13 protein-coding genes are annotated in these 15,143 nt (G+C 76.8%); 7 read left to right on the forward strand and 6 right to left on the reverse strand.

Annotated features, from left to right (window positions below; translation table 11 throughout):
• Positions 1-12 precede the first annotated feature (12 nt).
• Positions 13-282 (forward strand): DUF1876 domain-containing protein, encoded by a 270-nt coding sequence (locus tag ACIOFR_RS33370; RefSeq protein WP_401003130.1) that lies wholly within the window; start codon positions 13-15, stop codon positions 280-282.
• On the opposite strand, the gene ACIOFR_RS33375 is transcribed toward ACIOFR_RS33370, so the two are convergent.
• Positions 242-1,621 carry an MFS transporter gene (locus tag ACIOFR_RS33375; RefSeq protein WP_401003080.1) on the reverse strand — a complete coding sequence of 460 codons (1,380 nt, stop codon included), beginning with the start codon at positions 1,619-1,621 and terminating at the stop codon, positions 242-244. The genes ACIOFR_RS33370 and ACIOFR_RS33375 overlap by 41 nt on opposite strands.
• Positions 1,622-1,673: 52 nt before the next feature.
• On the reverse strand, positions 1,674-2,390 hold the full coding sequence (locus ACIOFR_RS33380) for an ABC transporter ATP-binding protein (RefSeq protein WP_401003082.1): 717 nt from the start codon (positions 2,388-2,390) through the stop codon (positions 1,674-1,676).
• A gap of 150 nt (positions 2,391-2,540) precedes the next feature.
• Between ACIOFR_RS33380 and ACIOFR_RS33385 the strand changes: the two genes are divergently transcribed.
• The 3 genes from ACIOFR_RS33385 to ACIOFR_RS33395 are packed head-to-tail and all read left to right on the forward strand — an operon-like array spanning position 2,541 to position 9,636.
• Entirely contained in the window at positions 2,541-5,876 is a 3,336-nt protein-coding gene (locus ACIOFR_RS33385; protein WP_401003084.1) for an FtsX-like permease family protein, read from the forward strand.
• A complete protein-coding gene (locus ACIOFR_RS33390; protein WP_401003086.1) occupies positions 5,873-8,650 on the forward strand; it encodes a hypothetical protein in 2,778 nt (925 codons plus the stop codon). The genes ACIOFR_RS33385 and ACIOFR_RS33390 overlap by 4 nt, the downstream gene beginning before the upstream one ends.
• Positions 8,647-9,636: an ABC transporter ATP-binding protein gene (locus tag ACIOFR_RS33395; protein WP_401003088.1), complete on the forward strand. Its 990-nt coding sequence runs from the start codon at positions 8,647-8,649 to the stop codon at positions 9,634-9,636. Before ACIOFR_RS33390 ends, ACIOFR_RS33395 begins: the two co-directional genes overlap by 4 nt.
• 22 nt (positions 9,637-9,658) lie before the next feature.
• Here ACIOFR_RS33395 and ACIOFR_RS33400 read toward each other — a convergent pair whose 3' ends face one another.
• Positions 9,659-10,876: an NAD(P)/FAD-dependent oxidoreductase gene (locus ACIOFR_RS33400; RefSeq protein ID WP_401003090.1), complete on the reverse strand. Its 1,218-nt coding sequence runs from the start codon at positions 10,874-10,876 to the stop codon at positions 9,659-9,661.
• 169 nt (positions 10,877-11,045) lie between these two features.
• On the opposite strand from ACIOFR_RS33400, the gene ACIOFR_RS33405 reads away from it, so the two are divergent.
• Positions 11,046-11,846: a VOC family protein gene (locus tag ACIOFR_RS33405; RefSeq protein WP_401003091.1), complete on the forward strand. Its 801-nt coding sequence runs from the start codon at positions 11,046-11,048 to the stop codon at positions 11,844-11,846.
• 76 nt (positions 11,847-11,922) lie between these two features.
• Here the strand turns inward: ACIOFR_RS33405 and ACIOFR_RS33410 are convergent, their stop codons facing one another.
• The 3 genes from ACIOFR_RS33410 to ACIOFR_RS33420 form a co-directional block, all read right to left on the reverse strand.
• The gene (locus ACIOFR_RS33410) at positions 11,923-12,177 is read right to left on the reverse strand and encodes a hypothetical protein (protein ID WP_401003093.1); all 255 of its coding nucleotides are present in this window, start codon (positions 12,175-12,177) and stop codon (positions 11,923-11,925) included.
• A 78-nt stretch (positions 12,178-12,255) separates the two neighbouring features.
• A complete protein-coding gene (locus tag ACIOFR_RS33415; RefSeq protein ID WP_401003095.1) occupies positions 12,256-12,813 on the reverse strand; it encodes a GNAT family N-acetyltransferase in 558 nt (185 codons plus the stop codon).
• Positions 12,814-12,878: 65 nt separating this feature from the next.
• On the reverse strand, positions 12,879-13,490 hold the full coding sequence (locus ACIOFR_RS33420; protein ID WP_401003097.1) for a TetR/AcrR family transcriptional regulator: 612 nt from the start codon (positions 13,488-13,490) through the stop codon (positions 12,879-12,881).
• Positions 13,491-13,601: 111 nt separating this feature from the next.
• Between ACIOFR_RS33420 and ACIOFR_RS33425 the strand changes: the two genes are divergently transcribed.
• Positions 13,602-14,357, forward strand: a complete 756-nt coding sequence (locus ACIOFR_RS33425) for an SDR family oxidoreductase (RefSeq protein ID WP_401003099.1) — start codon at positions 13,602-13,604, stop codon at positions 14,355-14,357.
• On the forward strand, positions 14,354-15,142 hold the full coding sequence (locus tag ACIOFR_RS33430) for an SDR family oxidoreductase (protein WP_401003101.1): 789 nt from the start codon (positions 14,354-14,356) through the stop codon (positions 15,140-15,142). The genes ACIOFR_RS33425 and ACIOFR_RS33430 overlap by 4 nt, the downstream gene beginning before the upstream one ends.
• The last annotated feature ends 1 nt before the right edge of the window (position 15,143 follow it).

Consider the following 15,143-nt stretch of genomic DNA (forward strand, 5'->3'; position numbering starts at 1 on the left):
GTGGTGGCAGTGATGAGAACCCTGGTCGGATGGCACGTCGAGATGGAGTTCCAGGAGGAGGGCGACCGCACCAAGGCGGCCGCGATGGTCCGCCTGGCGGACGGGACGGAGGTCCGTTCGCACGGTTACAGCACCCGGCACCGGGCGGACGCCCCGCAGCTCAGGGTCGGCGAGGAGGTGGCGGGTGCCCGGGCGCTCAACGACCTCGCCATGCAGTTGCTGACCAAGGCCCACGACGAGCTCAAGTCCGGTGCGCGGACCCCGGACCGCCCGTTGATGTGACGCCGCCGGCGTGACCGGACGCCCGCCGCGGCGCCGCCCCCGGACCGTCCTCGGCCGCCGTGCCCGCGACCGGCCGGCCGAGGGCGTCGGCCTGCGACCGTTCGGCCTGCTCGGCCTGCTGGGCCTGTTCGACCTGCCCGGCCCGTGAGCGCTCGGCCCGCCGGACGGCGGGCCCCATCGCGGTGCCCGCCACGGCGAACAGCCCGCCCAGCGCCAGCCAGCCCGGCGCGCCCCCGTCGAGGACCAGCGTGGTGAGCAGCAGCGGCCCGACCATGCGCGCCACCGCCACGCCGCTGCCGAAGAAGCCCTGGTACTGCCCCTGCCGGTCGGCCGGTGCCAGGGCGAAGCCGATCTCCCAGGCGCCCGCGGCGAGCATCATCTCCCCGACCACCTGGAGGCCGGCCGACGCCAGCAGGACCCCGGCCGCCGCCCAGGCCGACCCGCCGGAGGCCGACAGTGCGAAGCCCGCGCAGGACACGGCCAGGACCAGCCCCGCGGAGCGGACGTACCGGGCCGCCGTCCGCAGGCCGTCGACCCGCGCGGCCACCCGGACCTGGAACAGCACCACGCTGACCGTGTTGACCACCAGCAGGGCCGCCGCCGCCCAGTCGGGTGCGGCCGTCCGCCCGACGATCCACAGTGGCAGGATCAGCGAGATCAGCGGCATGTAGAGCAGCAGGACGGCGTTGACCAGCGTGACGACGGCGTACGGCCGGTCCCGCAGGACGGCCAGCCGGGGCTCACCGGTGGACGCGGGGGCGGGCCGTACGGCCGGCAGCCGCAGCAGCACGGCGGCCGCGGCCAGGAAGCTCAGCGCGTCCACGGTCAGCACGGTCAGGTACGCGGCCCGGGTGTCGATCCGGAGCGCCACCCCGCCCAGGGCGGCGCCGACCGCCAGCCCGGCGTTCACCGTGGACTGCAGGTACGCCCGGACCTCCGTCCGCCGCTCGGGCGCCACCAGGCCGGCGAGCAGGGCCTGCCGGGCCGCCGAGAGCCCGCACTGCGCGCAGGCGTACAGCACGGCGGCGGCCAGGAACGCCGGGTAGGAGCGGGCCGTCAGGAACGCGCCGACCGAGACCGACGTGGCCACCGCGAGCAGTGCGGCGACGCCGCGGGGGCCGCGCCGGTCGGCGAGGTGGCCGAGCGGGACGCCGGCGACGGCGCCGACCGCCCAGCCGAGGGTGAGGCCGAAGCCGATCTGGGTGGCCGTCAGCCCGACCACCCGGGTGAAGTACAGCGCGGAGCAGACCAGGAAGGCGCCGTCGCCCAGGGCGTTGGTGAGCTGTGCGGCGGCCAGCCGGCGCGGCGGCCCGGCCGGCGGAACCAGTCTGCTGCCCATCAGGGCCCCCTCCCCGTGTCCGTCACAGCACCGTAGGGCACGGCTCCGACAGTCAGACGCGGACCTCCTCGACGATCCGGCCGTCGCGCAGTTCCACCACCCGGTCGGCGAGTTCCATCAGCGCCGGGTCGTGGGTGGCGACCAGGGCGGTGACCCCCTCGCTGCGCACCACGGCGCGCAGCAGCTGCATCACCGAGCGCCCGGTCTCGTGGTCGAGCTGGCCGGTCGGCTCGTCCGCGATGATCAGGGCGGGTTCGTTGGCCAGCGCCCGGGCTATGGCGACGCGCTGCTGCTGTCCGCCGGAGAGTTCGCCGGGCCGCTGCTGGGCGTGGTCGGCGAGGCCGACCAGGGCGAGCAGGGTGCGGGCGCGCTCCTCGCGGCGGGCGGCGGGCACCTTGCGCAGCCGCATCGGGACGCCGACGTTCTCTGCGGCGGTGAGCACCGGGATCAGGCCGAAGGACTGGAAGACGAAGCCGATCCGGTCGCGGCGCAGGGCGAGCCGGTCGTCCTCGGTGAGCCCGGCGAGGTCGGTGCCGTCCAGCCGGATCGTGCCGGCGGTGGGCCGGTCCAGGCCGCCCACCAGGTTCAGCAGGGTGGTCTTGCCGGACCCGGAGCGCCCCTTGAGCGCGGTGAGTTCGCCGCGGTGGGCGGAGAAGGACACCCCGCGCAGGGCGTGCACGGCCTGCGGTCCGGTGCCGAAGCTCCGCCGGAGGTCCTGGACCTCGACCATGGGTTCCGGTGCCGCGGTCCGGTCCCGCTGCTGCGTCATGGTGCTCTCCCCCTGGGGCGGATTGTCGGCGCGATGCTCGAATTTGCTCATCAGCAACATAGGAAGCGCAAGTCTCTTCCGTGTAGTGACCGAATCTGACAGCATCGTCCGATATCCGGTGCTCTCGGCCGGAGCCAGGGGAGGAAACCGATGCTCGGCCTTGTCGTCCGCCGCCTGCGCGGGCGACCGGCGCTCGCCGCGGCCGTCCTGCTCACGGTGCTGATCACCACGACCGTGCTGACCGCGCTGGTCGCCTTCGACCGGACGGTCGGCGAGGCCGGGCTGCGGCAGGCCCTCCAGGGCCCGGGCCGCGCCAGGACGACCGTCCTGGTCACCAGCACCCGCGACGCCGCCGCCCGCCCGCACGACGAGGCGACGGTGCGGACCTTCGCCCAGGACCTCTTCGGCAGCCTCCCCACCACGGTCGAGAGCGTCCCGCGCAGCCGCTCGTACGGGCTGCCCGCCGCCGGCACCGCGACCGCCGCGCCGACCGCCGCCGCCGGGAGCCCCACCGGCAAGGACCCCGACCTCACCCTGCTGGCGGCCCTCGACCCGAGCCGGGTGGAGCTGACGGCCGGCCGGCTCCCCGCCCGGTCCGGCGCCCCCGGCGCCCCCGGCGAGGCCGCCGAGGCCGCCGTGCCGCAGGCCGCGCTCACCCGCCTCGGCCTGACACCGGACGCGCTGCCCGCCGCGGTGGTCCTCGACGACCGGTTCGGCGGCCCACCCCTCACCCTGCGGATCACCGGCGCGTACCGGGCCCTCAACCGGGCCGCGCCGTACTGGCGGCTGGATCCGCTCGGCGGCCGGGAGATCCAGGTGGTCGGCTTCACCACCTACGGCCCGATGCTGGTCGACGACACCGTCTTCACCTCCGGCACGATCCCCCAGTACGGGCAGAGCTGGCTCGTCACGGCCGGGTTCGCGACCGTCCGGCCCGCCGAGGTCGACGCGCTGCGCGCCCGGTCCGGGCCGCTCCAGGAGGCCCTCCAGCGGACCGGCGGCCTCCAGGTCCGGACGGAACTCCCGGTCCTGATAGCCGACCTGAGGACCGACGCCGCGCTCGCCCGGTCCACCCTGCTGGTCGGCGCGCTGCAACTGGCCGTGCTCGCCGCCGCGGCCCTGCTGCTGGTCGTACGGCTGATGGCGGCCCGTCAGGAGAGCGAGAACACCCTGCTCGCCGCCCGTGGCGCCGCCCGCCGGCAACTGGCCGCCCTGGCCGCGGTCGAGGCCCTGCTGCTCGCGCTGCCGGCGGCCGTCCTCGCACCCCTGCTCACCCCGCTGCTGCTGCGCGCACTCGGCCGGTTCGGGCCGCTCGCCGCCGTCCCGCTGGACACCGGACCGAGGTGGACGCTGTGGCCGGTCGCGGCCGGCTGCGCGCTGGCCTGCGTCGCGCTCACCGCCGCGCCCGCCCTGCTCCGCAGGGTCGGCGCCCTCACCTTGCGCCGGGCCGGCCGCAGGCAGCCCCTGGTGGCCGGCACGGCCCGCTCCGGTGCGGACCTGGCGCTGCTCGTGCTGGCCGTCCTGGCCTACCAGCAGCTCGCCCGGCACGGCCACGGCGGGCCCGGCCCGGACGGTGCCGCCCGCGCCGGCGTCGACCCCGTCCTGGTCGCCGCGCCGACCCTCGCCCTGGGCGCGGGGAGTCTGCTGGTGCTGCGGACGCTCCCGTACGCCGCCCGGCTGGCCGGCACGCTGGCGGCCCGGGGCCGCGGCCTGGCGACCGCGCTGGTCAGCTGGCAGCTGGCCCGCCGACCGGCCCGCTCCACCGGCCCCGTGCTGCTGCTCACGCTCGCGGTGTCGAGCGGTGTGCTGGCCCTGGGGCAGCACACCGCCTGGTCGGACTCGCAGCGCGACCAGGCGGACTTCGCGACCGCCGGCGGCCTGCGGATCACCGCCTCCTCGGTGGCCCCGATCGGCCAGGGCGGCCGCTACGGCACCCTGCCCGGCGGCGACCGCCTGATCCCCGTGGTCCGTTCCGACCAGCCGTTGCCGGGCGGGCGCACCGGACAGCTCCTCGCGCTCGACACCGCCCGGGCCGCCGACCACCTGCCGGTCCGCGCCGACCTGCTCGACGGCCGCACCGTACGGGAGTTGTTCGGCCCGCTGGCCCCGACGGCGTCCGACGGCGCGGGCCTGCAGCTGCCCGGTCACCCGGTCCGGATCGACCTGGAGCTGGGCGTCCTGGTGCGGTCCCGCTCGGTGTGGTCGCCCGACGGCGGTCCCGCGGCCCCGTCCGCCGCCCCGAGCCGGCCCGAGCTGTGGCTGCTGCTGACCGACCGCCTCGGGGTGACCCACCGGGTCGCGGTGCCCGCGCTGCCCGCCGAGGGCGGGGCGACGGTCTCGGTCGACCTGGCCGCGGCGGCCGGCGGACCGCTCGGCTCCGTCGCCGCGCCGCTGACCCTGGCCGGCTTCGTGGTCGCCGGCGGCACGCAGCCGGGCGAGCGGGTCGAGGGTGAGCTGACGGTCCGCCGGATCACGGCATCCGACAGCGCCCGGGGGCCCGGCACCGACGTCGCCGTGCCGGCCGGGCTCGGCTGGTCGGTCGCCGCCCCGGCCGGCGGCCCGACCGGCGGCGGGTCGTGGACGCCCGTCGCCGCCGACCGTACGGCCCTCCTCGTCGTCGGCTACCGCGCCGGGCCCACCGCGGGCGTCAGCGCCCGGGCCACCCTCACACCGTCCCCGGGCGGCCGCCCGCCGGCGGCCGCCCGGGAGCTCCCGGCGCTGGCCACCCGCGGCTACCTGGACGCGGTCGGCGCCGCCGTCGGCGACCTGGTCCGGGCCCCGCTCGGCGGCAGCGCCGTGCCCCTGCGGATCACCGCCGCGGTCGGCTCGCTCCCGGCCGTCGGCGACACCGCGGTCGTCGTCGACCTGGCCGCCGCCGGACGCCTGCTGGCCGCGGCGGGGGAGGACCGGCCGGTCCCCACCGAGTGGTGGCTGCCCGCCGCGGACCCGCACGACGACGCCCCGGTACGGGCCGCCGCCGCGCTGCGCGCCTCGGCCGGCGCCGAGACCCTCGACCTGCGCGAGGAGACCGCGGCCGCACTGCTCGCCGACCCGATCGGCGCGGCGCCGCAGAGCGCCCTGGCCGCCCTGGCCGTCGCCGCCGCCGTGCTGGCCGCGATCGGCTTCACCGCGGCGGCCGCCGCCGGGGCCGCCGAACGGGCCCGGGAGTCCGCCGTCCTGCTGGCCCTCGGTGCGCCGCGGCGGCGCCTCGCCCGGACGGCCGTCGCCGAGCAGGCCGTGCTGGTGGGTCTCGGTACGGCGCTGGGGCTCGCCCTCGGCACCCTGATCGCCCACCTGGTGGTCCCGCTGGTGGTGCTCACCCCGGCCGCCGGGCGCCCGGTCCCCGAGGTCCTGGTCGACCTGCCCGCCGGGCCGACGGCCCTGCTGGCGGCGGCCGTCGCCGCCGGACCCCTGCTGTCGGCCGTCCTCGGCGGGCGGCGGCACCGCGACCTCGCCGCCCGCCTGCGGTTCGTGGAGGAGACGTGAGCGCGCCCGTGACCCCGGCCCGACGACCGGCCCCGCAGACCCCGGCGGGGGCGGGCCACCCGCCGCTGCGGCCCGCAGCCTGGGTCCTCACCCGGCTGCGCGCCGCGCCGGCGGCCGCGCTGGTCGGCGCGCTGCTCGCGTTCGGCGTCGTCCTGCTGGCCGCCGCCCTGCCCCGGGCGCTCGACCGCGGCGCCGACGGGGCGCTGCACACGTACCTGGCCCGCAGCGGTCCGGCCGGCACCAGCCTGCTCGCCACCTCGGCCTCGACCGCGGCGGGCAGCGCCCAGGACCTGGACACGGTGCTCGGCCGGCTCGCCGCGCGCACCGGCCACGGCTTCGGGCTGGACGCGGCCGGGCCCGTGCACGGCGCCCGGGCGCTCAAGCCGCGGCCGCTGACCAATCCGGAGCTGGCCCGCCCCGACGGCGTGCCGCCCACCCTCGCCCTGGCCTACGTGGCCGAGGCGGCCGCGCACACCCGGCTGGTCGAGGGGCGCTGGCCCGGCGGACGGCCGAACCCCGACGGCCCGGTCCCGGTGGCGCTGTCCCAGGCCGTGGCCGACACGCTGGGCGCCCGGGTCGGCGCGGTCCTCGACGGGGGCACCAACATGGCCGGCCGCCAGCTGGTCCAGGTGGTCGGCCTCTACGCCGCCGACCCGGCGGACCCCGTCTGGACCGGCCTGCCCTGCCTGGTCAAGGCCTGCGTCGACACCGACCAGGAGATCCCGCCCCGGAGGTTCTGGCAGGCCGCCGCGCTGACCGGACCGGAGTCGCTGCCGGCCTTCCGGGCCTGGGGCGTCCAGTCGGAGGACTTCTGGCGGCTCCCGGTGGACACCGGCGCCCTGCGGGCCGACCTGCTGCCCGAAACCGCCCGGGAGATCAGGGCCTACGTCGGCGGGCCGACGGCCACCGAGCTGACCCGCACCACCGCCCGCCCGGACCTGCGGATCACCTCCGCCCTGCCCGACCTGCTCGAACGGGCCCGGGCCCGCCGGGCGGCCGCCGCCCCGCTCACCGCCACCGGTCCGGCCGGGGCGGCCGGGGTGGTCGCCGTGGTGCTCTGCCTGGCCGCCGTGCTCACCACCGACCGCCGGGCGCAGGAGCTCCGGTTGCTGCGGGCCCGCGGCGGCTCCCGCGCCGGGATCCTGCGCCGGCTGCTCGGCGAAGGGGCGGCGACGGTACTGCCGGCCGCGGCGGCCGCGACCGCCCTCGCCTTCCTGCTGCTGCCGACCCCGCGCTGGACGGCCGCCGCGGCGGCCGCGCTCACCGCGACCCTGCTCGCCCTGCTGGCCTTCCCCCTGCGGGCCGCCGTCCTGCTCACCGACCGCGAGCGCCCCGCCGGCCGGCGCCGGATCGCCGCCGAGGTCCTGGTGCTGGTCGCGACGGCGGCCGCCGTGTCCGAGCTCCGCCGCCGCGGCGTGGCCCCGGCCGGGGAGGGGGTCGACCCGCTGCTGGTCGCCGCCCCGCTGCTGCTGGCGCTCACCGCGGCGCTGCTGCTCGCCCGGCTCCAGCCCCTGCTGATCGGCGTCCTGGCGCGGGCCGCCGCGCGGCGCCCGGGGGCGGTCGGCTTCGTGGGACTCGCCCGGGCGGCCCGCGGCGGCGACGGCCGGCGGCGCCCGTCGCTCCTGCCCCAGCTCGCCCTGGTGCTCGCGGTCACCACCGCGGGCTTCGGCGCCACCGTGCTGGCCTCGGTGGACACGGCGCGGCTCCAGGCCGCCCGGTTCGCCGTCGGCGGCGACGCCGAGGTGTCCGCCGTGCCCGGCACCGACCTCCCCCAGCCGTTCCTGACAGCCGCGGCCGCGCTGCCCGGGGTCCGTACCGCCACCGCGGCGCACACCGACGACGGGGTCACCGTGGTCGGCGCCGACGGCGTCCCCGTCCGGGTGACCCTGGTCGTGGTGGACCCGGAGCCGTACGCGGAACTGGCCCGCACGGTGGGGCGGGGCCGGTTCGACCCGGCGCTGCTCGCGACCGGCGGCGGCCCGGCCGACGCGGTGCCCGCACTGGTCAGCCGGGACCTGGCGAACCGGCAGCCGACCGGGCCGCACACCCTGCGCCTCCCCGGTGGCGGCGACCTCCCGACCGCCTTCGCCGGCCCGGTCGACGGCACGCCCGCCCTCCCCGGCGTGAGCACCGCCACGATCGTCCTCCCGGTCGGCCCCGCCTCCGCCCGTCTGCCGCAACTGGCCAGGCCCAACCGGTGGTTCGGCCTCGGGACGGTCGACGACGACGCGCTGCGCCGGCTCGCCCGCGCCACCGGCGTCACCGGCGAGGACGCCGAGCGGTCCGCGCACCAGGTGCGGACCAGCGCCGCGCAGGTCGCGGAACTGGGCGACGACCCGCTCCAGCGGACGGCGCAGCGGCTGTTCGGCGCGACCGTGGCCGGGGCTGCCGGATTCGCCCTGCTCTCCGTCCTGCTGGGACTGGTCCGGGCCGCGCCCGAGCGGGCCGCCCTGCTCGCCCGGCTGCGGACGATGGGCCTGCGCCCGCGCCAGGCGGTGGCCCTGCTGCTGGCCGAGGCCCTGCCGCAGGCCCTGGTCGCGACGGTGGGCGGGGCCCTGGCGGCGCTCGCCGCGGTGGCGCTGCTCGGACCGGCCGTCGACCTCTCGTCGATGGTGGGCACCCCGGTGGACACCGGGCTGCGGCCCGCCGCCGCCCCCGTCCTGCTCCAGGCGCTGGCCGTCGCCGTGCCGGTCGTCCTGGGCGTACTGGCCGAAGCCGCCCTGCGCGGCCGCCGACAGATCAGCACCGAGTTGAGAGCGGGAGACAGCCGTTGAGCAGCGCGTCCCAGGACCTGGCCGCGGACGGGTCGCCGACCCTGCGGGACCTTCAGCACCGGGCGCTGGCCGCCGCCGAGCCCCGGGCGTACGGGGCCGGCGCGGCGATCGTCTGCGACCGGCTGGTGCGGATCTTCAGCGCGGACCGGATCGAGGTGCAGGCCCTCCAGGGGCTCGACCTGCTGGTCGACCGGGGGGACCTGGTCGCCCTGGTCGGCGCCTCCGGCAGCGGGAAGTCGACGCTGCTCAACATCCTCGCCGGCCTCGACGTGCCGACGGCCGGCCGGGCCACCGTGGCCGGCTGCGACCTGCTGGGCATGTCCGCCCGGGAGCGCCTGCGCTACCGGCGCGAGGTGGTCGGCTTCGTCTGGCAGCAGACCGCGCGCAACCTCCAGCCGTTCCTGACCGTCGCCCAGAACGTGGCCCTGCCGATGCAACTGCGCGGCGGCGGACGCTCGCGCGCCGCGGCGAAGCGCCAGGGGGTCCGCGTCGCGGAGCTCCTGGAGGCCCTGGACGTCGGCGAGCTGGCCGACCGCCGGCCGGACCGGCTCTCCGGCGGGCAGCAGCAGCGGGTGGCGATCGCGGTGGCCCTGGCCAACGACCCGGCGGTGGTGCTCGCCGACGAGCCCACCGGCGAACTCGACTCGGAGACCGGGGCAGGGATCTTCGAGGCCTTCCGCACCGTCAACCGCGAACTCGGCGCCACGGTCGTCATCGTGACCCACGACCCGCTGGTGGCCGGCGAGGTGCGCCGTACGGTGGCCGTCCGGGACGGCCGGACCAGCAGCGAGGTGCTCCGCCGCACCGTCACCGACGAGCACGGGACGGAGTCGGTCACCGAGCGGGAGTACGTGATGCTCGACCGCACCGGCCGGGTCCAGCTCCCGGCGAAGTTCCTGGAGGCGCTCGGCATGGAGCACCGGGTGGCGGTCGACCTCGCCGCCGACCACATCGAGGTCCGGCCGGGCACGGCGGCCGAGGAGTGAGCGCCGCGCCCGGCCGTCCCGGTCAGAGGGGCTTCGCCAGCTCCTCCAGCGGCACCCCGGGGTCGGTCAGGGCGGCCGCGTCCACCTCCCGGCCGGAGCGGACCAGGTCGCGGATCGGGTCGGTGACGTCCCAGACGTTGACGTTCATCCCGGCCACCACACGCCCGCCGGCCAGCCAGAACGCGATGAACTCCCGTGCGGCGACGTCGCCCCGGAACACCATCCGGTCGTAGCCGCCCGGCTCGGCGTACCCGGTGTACTCCATTCCCAGGTCGTACTGGTCGGTGAAGAAGTACGGCACCCGGTCGTAGACGGCGTCCCGGCCCAGCATCGAGGCCGCCGCGACCTTCGGCTGGTTGAGGGCGTTGGCCCAGTGCTCGACCCGGATCGGCTTGCCGTACAGCGGGTGGAAGGCGTTGGCGACGTCGCCGGCCGCGAAGACGTCCGGGTGCGAGGTGCGCAGGTGCTGGTCGGTGCGGACGCCGTTGGAGACCTCCAGGCCGGCGGCCTCGGCGAGCGCGGTGTTCGGGCTGATCCCGACGCCGACCACCACGGCGTCGGCCGGGACGAGCGTGCCGTCGCCCAACCGGACCCCCTCGGCGGTGAGTTCGGAGACCTGGACGCCGAAGCGCAGGTCCACGCCGTGGGCCGCGTGCAGGTCGGCGAAGACCTGCGCCACCTCCCGTCCGAGCACCCGCAGCAGCGGGAGTTCCAGCGTCTCCAGCACGGTGACCTCGCAGCCGGCGGCCCGGGCGGCCGCGGCCGCCTCCAGCCCGATCCAGCCCGCCCCGACGACGACGATCCGGGCGCCCGGCCGGAACGCGGCCCGCAGCCGCTCGCTGTCACCGACCCGCCGCAGGTACAGCGCCTCCGGCCGGTCCCCGCCGGGCACCGGGATCCGGCGCGGTGCCGAACCGGTGGCCAGCAGCAGCTTCGCCCAGCCGATCCGGCTGCCGTCCGAGAGCGTCACCGTGCGGGCGCCGAGGTCGATCGCGGTGGCCGTGGTGCCCAGCCGCAGGTCGACCCCGTGCCCGGCGTACCAGTCGGCCGGATGGACGAAGATCTTCTCCCGTTCGGTGCCGCCCTGGAGGTAGCCCTTGGAGAGCGGAGGACGCTCGTAGGGGCGTTCGGGCTCGTCGCCGACCAGCACGACCGGACCGTCGAAGCCCTCCTCGCGCAGCGCCTCGGCCGCCTTCGCCCCGGCCAGGCTCGCGCCCAGGATGACGTATGAGGTGTCCATACCCCGCTCCTTACCCCGTGTTCCGACCGCCCATCACAGCCGAGCGGCGATCCGTCCGGGCGCAGGCCACGCCGGAGTCACCCGGCCGGGGGCGCACCGGTCCAATCCGGCCCGGTCGGCCCGGCAGCACCTAGGCTGAGGTCGGCAGGACCGGAAGGGACGGCTCCGAATGGGTGATCCGATGGGCGAGAAGACGGTCGACGAGAAGACGGTCAGGGTGCGCTGCGTGCCGGGTGCGCCGTGCTGGGTCAGTCTCACGGCCAGGGACCTCGACCTTGCGAAGGCGTTCTACGGACCGCTGCTCGGCTGGAGCTTCGAGCCGGGGCCGGATCGCTGGGGACCGTACCTGCGGGCCGTGGTGGACGGGGTGGAGGTCGCCGGGCTGGGTGTCATCGGCGGCGACTGGCAGGTCCCGGTCGCCTGGACGACCGTCTTCGGCACCGAGAGCGCCGACCAGTCCGCCGACGGCGTCCGCGAGCGCGGCGGCACGGTGGGCGTCGGCCCGCTGGCCTTCGACGCCGGCCGGATCGTCCTCGCCTCCGACTCCGCCGGGGCGGCCTTCGGCATCTGGGAGGGCGAGCCGGCCGACGAGACCTGGATGGGCGCGCCCGGCACGCCGTCCTGGATCGAGCTGCGCACCCCCGACCCGTTCGCGGCCGCGCTGTTCTACGGCGAGGTGTTCCGCTGGGACGGCCGGGACCCGGCGCACTTCGAGGTGCGCTACGAGCACGAGCGGGTGGTGCTGCGGGTCGAGGGCCGCAGCATCGCCGCGCTGCGCGGCGCGGAGGCCGGACTCGGCCCGCACTGGGAGGTCTTCTTCTCGGTCGCCGACACCGGGGCCGCGCTCCGGCAGGCCGTGGAGCTGGGCGGCAAGGTGGTGGGCGATCCGGTCGACACCCCGTACGGGCGGGTGGCCCGGCTGAGCGACCCCGAGGGCGGGCTTTTCTCGGTCATCAGCCCGCTCGGCTGAGGGCGCGGCGCCGGGCGCGGCCGGGGGAGTTCGGCCGGGGGAGCTGGGCCGGCCCGGTCGGTGCTGCCGCGGGAGCTCAGTGCCGCAGGCCCGCGAACAGCCGGTGCATGGCCTCCGGCAGCTCGTCCGGCACCGTGACCGGGCGGTGGAACTCGAAGCGGGCGTCCAGGAGGATGCCCGGCCGGTTGACCAGCTCGATGCCCGGCACGTCGACCACCACGGAGGAGGCGAACTGCAGGATGGTGCGGGCTCGTTCGGCGGCCGTCGGTGCGGTGTGCCGGGTGGTGGGCCGGTCGGCGACGCGGGTCGGCTGGTTCTCGGCGTGGGGCATCCGTCCTCCTCGATTCTTAGGTGAGCCTAACCTAAGGTGAGGGGTGTCGGGAAGGCGGCGCGGCCGGTCGGGTGCGGCTCAGGCCGGCAGGCGGTCGTTGAGGATCTTCTGGAAGAGCACGTGGTCCCGCCACTGGCCGTCGATCAGCAGCAGCCTCGGCGCGGTGCCGATCCGTTCGAATCCGCACTTGGTGAGCACCCGCTGCGAACCGGGATTGTCGGTGGCCGCCCCGGCCTCCAGGCGGTGCAGCCCGAGCTGCTGGTCGGCGGCCCGGCAGACCAGCGTCACCGCCGCGCTCGCCAGGCCCCGGCCGACGTGTCCGTGGTCGATCCAGTAGCCGAGGCCGGCGCTCTGCAGCGGGCCCCGCACCAGGTTGGACAGCGTCACGGCGCCGACTACCTCCTCGCCGTGCACCAGCACGAACGGTGCCGTCCGCCCGGCCTCGCGCTGCTCCAACTGCTCCCGCAGTCGGGCCTGTTGGCCGGCTGCGGTGAAGAACTCGTCGTCCCGGCGCGGGTCCCAGCGGCGCAGGTGCTCGCGGTTGCGCAGGTACGCGCGCAGCAGTGCGGCGGAGTCGTCCCCGGCGACCGGGCGCAGCAGGATCTCGGGGGTGACGGCGACGGGTCGAGTGATCATCGGGTCACCGTACTCCGGCCCGCGGGCGGTGGGGAGGGGTGACGGCGGGGGCCGGCGGGCCGGGGTCAGCCGGTCGCGCCCAGCATCCGCAGCACCAGCTCGGCGTAGCGGCGGCCCAGCTCCTCCGGCGCCTCGCTGCTGCGCTCGGTGTACCAGCGGGAGACGTCGACGCCGAGCGAGGTGACGGCGCGGGCGGCCGTCCGTGGGTCGGAGACCTCGAAGACGCCTGCCGCGACGCCGTGTTCGATGATGCGGCGAACCGTTTCCTCGATCCGGATCCGCAGCTCCGCCACGGCGGCGAAGGTGTCCTCGGGGAGGGCGTGCAACTCGTTGTTGACGATTCGGCCGACCGTGTGGCCGCGGGCGTGCCAGACGGTGAAGTCCTCGACCAGGCGCCGCATCTGCCGTACCGGATCGGTGCTGGCGGCCTCGGCGCGCTCGACCAGGTCGAAGGTGGCCTGGTGGCCGGTGCGGCTGATCTCGGCGAGCAGCGCGGCCTTGGACGGGTAGTGGATGTAGAGCGCGGCGGGGCTCATCCCGGCGGCGGTGGCGATGTCCCGGGTGGTGGTGGCGTGGTAGCCGCGCCGGGCGAACGAGTCCACGGCCGCGAGCAGCAGCCGACGGGGGGCCTCGGTGCCTTCGCCGGGCCAGAGGTCGGCGGTCGCTCGGTCATTCATAGGACTAATCCTCGCAGATGGATCAACGCCGGACGGCTCGGCCTGTTGACAGTGTGGCCCGTCACCAAGATGCTGAGCAAGCGCTTAGTCACCCTCTCGAAAGGTTCGGCGATGACCTCCTCCCTCAAGGGCCAGGTGGCCGTGGTCACCGGAGCAAGCCGGGGCATCGGCCTCGGCATCGCCCGCGAACTCGTCCAGCGCGGCGCCAAGGTGTGCATCACCGCCCGCAACGCCGAGCCGCTCGACGACGCCGTCCGCGACCTCGGCGGCGCCGACCACGCGATCGCGGTGGCCGGCAAGGCGGACGACACCGCCCACCAGGAGGAGGCCGTCGCCCGGACCATGGAGGCCTTCGGCCGGCTGGACATGCTGGTCAACAACACCGGCATCAACCCCGTCTACGGCCCGGTCCTGGACACCGACCCGGTCGCCGCCGCCAAGATCTTCGCGGTCAACGTGCTGGCACCGCTCGCCTGGACCCGCCTCGCCCGCGACGCCTGGATGGGCGAGCACGGCGGAGCCGTCGTCAACCTCGCCTCCATCGCGGGCATCCGCGCCTCGCAGGGCATCGGCATGTACGGCGTCAGCAAGGCCGCCCTGATCCGGCTCACCGTCGAACTCGCCGCCGACCTCGGACCGGACATCCGGGTCAACGCCGTCGCCCCCGCCATCGTCAAGACCAAGTTCGCCGAGGCGCTGTACGAGGGCCGGGAGGAGAAGGTCATCCGCGCCTACCCGCTCGGCCGCCTCGGTGTCCCCGAGGACGTCGCCGGCGCGGTCGCCTTCCTGCTCTCCGCCGACGCCGGCTGGATCACCGGCCAGACCCTGGTCGTCGACGGCGGCGTGACCCTCGGGGGCGGGCTGTGACCGGGCAGGTCGTCGTTGTCACCGGTGCCGGCGGCGGCATCGGCGCGGCGCTCGCCACCGCCTTCGCCGCCCGCGGCGACCGGGTCGCGGTCAACGACCTCGACGCCGCCCGCGCCGAGGAGGTCGCCGCCCGGATCGGCGGCCTCGCCGTCCCGGGCGACGCCGCCTCCGCCGAGGGCATCGCCGCGCTGCTCACCACCACCCGCCGCGAGCTGGGCGCCGTCGACCTCTACTGCGCCAACGCGGGCGTCGCCCCGACCGGCGGCGCGGACGCCGGCCCCGAGGCCTGGGCACAGGCCTGGGAGGTGAACGTGATGGCCCACGTCCGGGCCGCCGAACAGTTGCTCCCCGCCTGGCTGGAGCGCGGCGAGGGCCGGTTCCTGGCCACCGTCTCGGCCGCCGGCCTGCTCACCATGCTCGGCTCGGCCCCGTACGCGGTCAGCAAGCACGGCGCGCTGGCCTTCGCCGAGTGGCTGTCCGCGACCTACCGGCACCGCGGCCTGAAGGTGCACGCGCTCTGCCCGCAGGGCGTGCGCACCGCCATGCTCGACTCGACCGGGGAGATCGGGCAGGCGCTGCTCGAACCGACCGCGATCGAGCCGTCCGCCGTCGCCGACGCGGTGCTGCGGGCCGTCGCGGCCGAGGAGTTCCTGATCCTCCCGCACACCGAGGTGGCCGACTACTACGCGGCCCGGGCGACCACCCCGGACCGCTGGCTGGCCGGGATGAACAAGCTGCAGCGCGGACTGGAACTGTCCGGAGCCACCGAGGAGGGCCACCGATGAA

The organism is Kitasatospora sp. NPDC088346 (genome assembly GCF_044740765.1).
Lineage (GTDB): Bacteria > Actinomycetota > Actinomycetes > Streptomycetales > Streptomycetaceae > Kitasatospora.

Excerpts from the sequence above, each read along its gene's own strand:
- ACIOFR_RS33370 (WP_401003130.1), top strand. The coding sequence starts at position 13 with ATGAGAACCCTGGTCGGATGGCACGTCGAGATGGAGTTCCAGGAGGAG.
- ACIOFR_RS33375 (WP_401003080.1), bottom strand. The coding sequence starts at position 1,621 with ATGGGCAGCAGACTGGTTCCGCCGGCCGGGCCGCCGCGCCGGCTGGCC.
- ACIOFR_RS33380 (WP_401003082.1), bottom strand. The coding sequence starts at position 2,390 with ATGACGCAGCAGCGGGACCGGACCGCGGCACCGGAACCCATGGTCGAG.
- ACIOFR_RS33385 (WP_401003084.1), top strand. The coding sequence starts at position 2,541 with ATGCTCGGCCTTGTCGTCCGCCGCCTGCGCGGGCGACCGGCGCTCGCC.
- ACIOFR_RS33400 (WP_401003090.1), bottom strand. The coding sequence starts at position 10,876 with ATGGACACCTCATACGTCATCCTGGGCGCGAGCCTGGCCGGGGCGAAG.
- ACIOFR_RS33405 (WP_401003091.1), top strand. The coding sequence starts at position 11,046 with ATGGGTGATCCGATGGGCGAGAAGACGGTCGACGAGAAGACGGTCAGG.
- ACIOFR_RS33410 (WP_401003093.1), bottom strand. The coding sequence starts at position 12,177 with ATGCCCCACGCCGAGAACCAGCCGACCCGCGTCGCCGACCGGCCCACC.
- ACIOFR_RS33415 (WP_401003095.1), bottom strand. The coding sequence starts at position 12,813 with ATGATCACTCGACCCGTCGCCGTCACCCCCGAGATCCTGCTGCGCCCG.
- ACIOFR_RS33420 (WP_401003097.1), bottom strand. The coding sequence starts at position 13,490 with ATGAATGACCGAGCGACCGCCGACCTCTGGCCCGGCGAAGGCACCGAG.
- ACIOFR_RS33425 (WP_401003099.1), top strand. The coding sequence starts at position 13,602 with ATGACCTCCTCCCTCAAGGGCCAGGTGGCCGTGGTCACCGGAGCAAGC.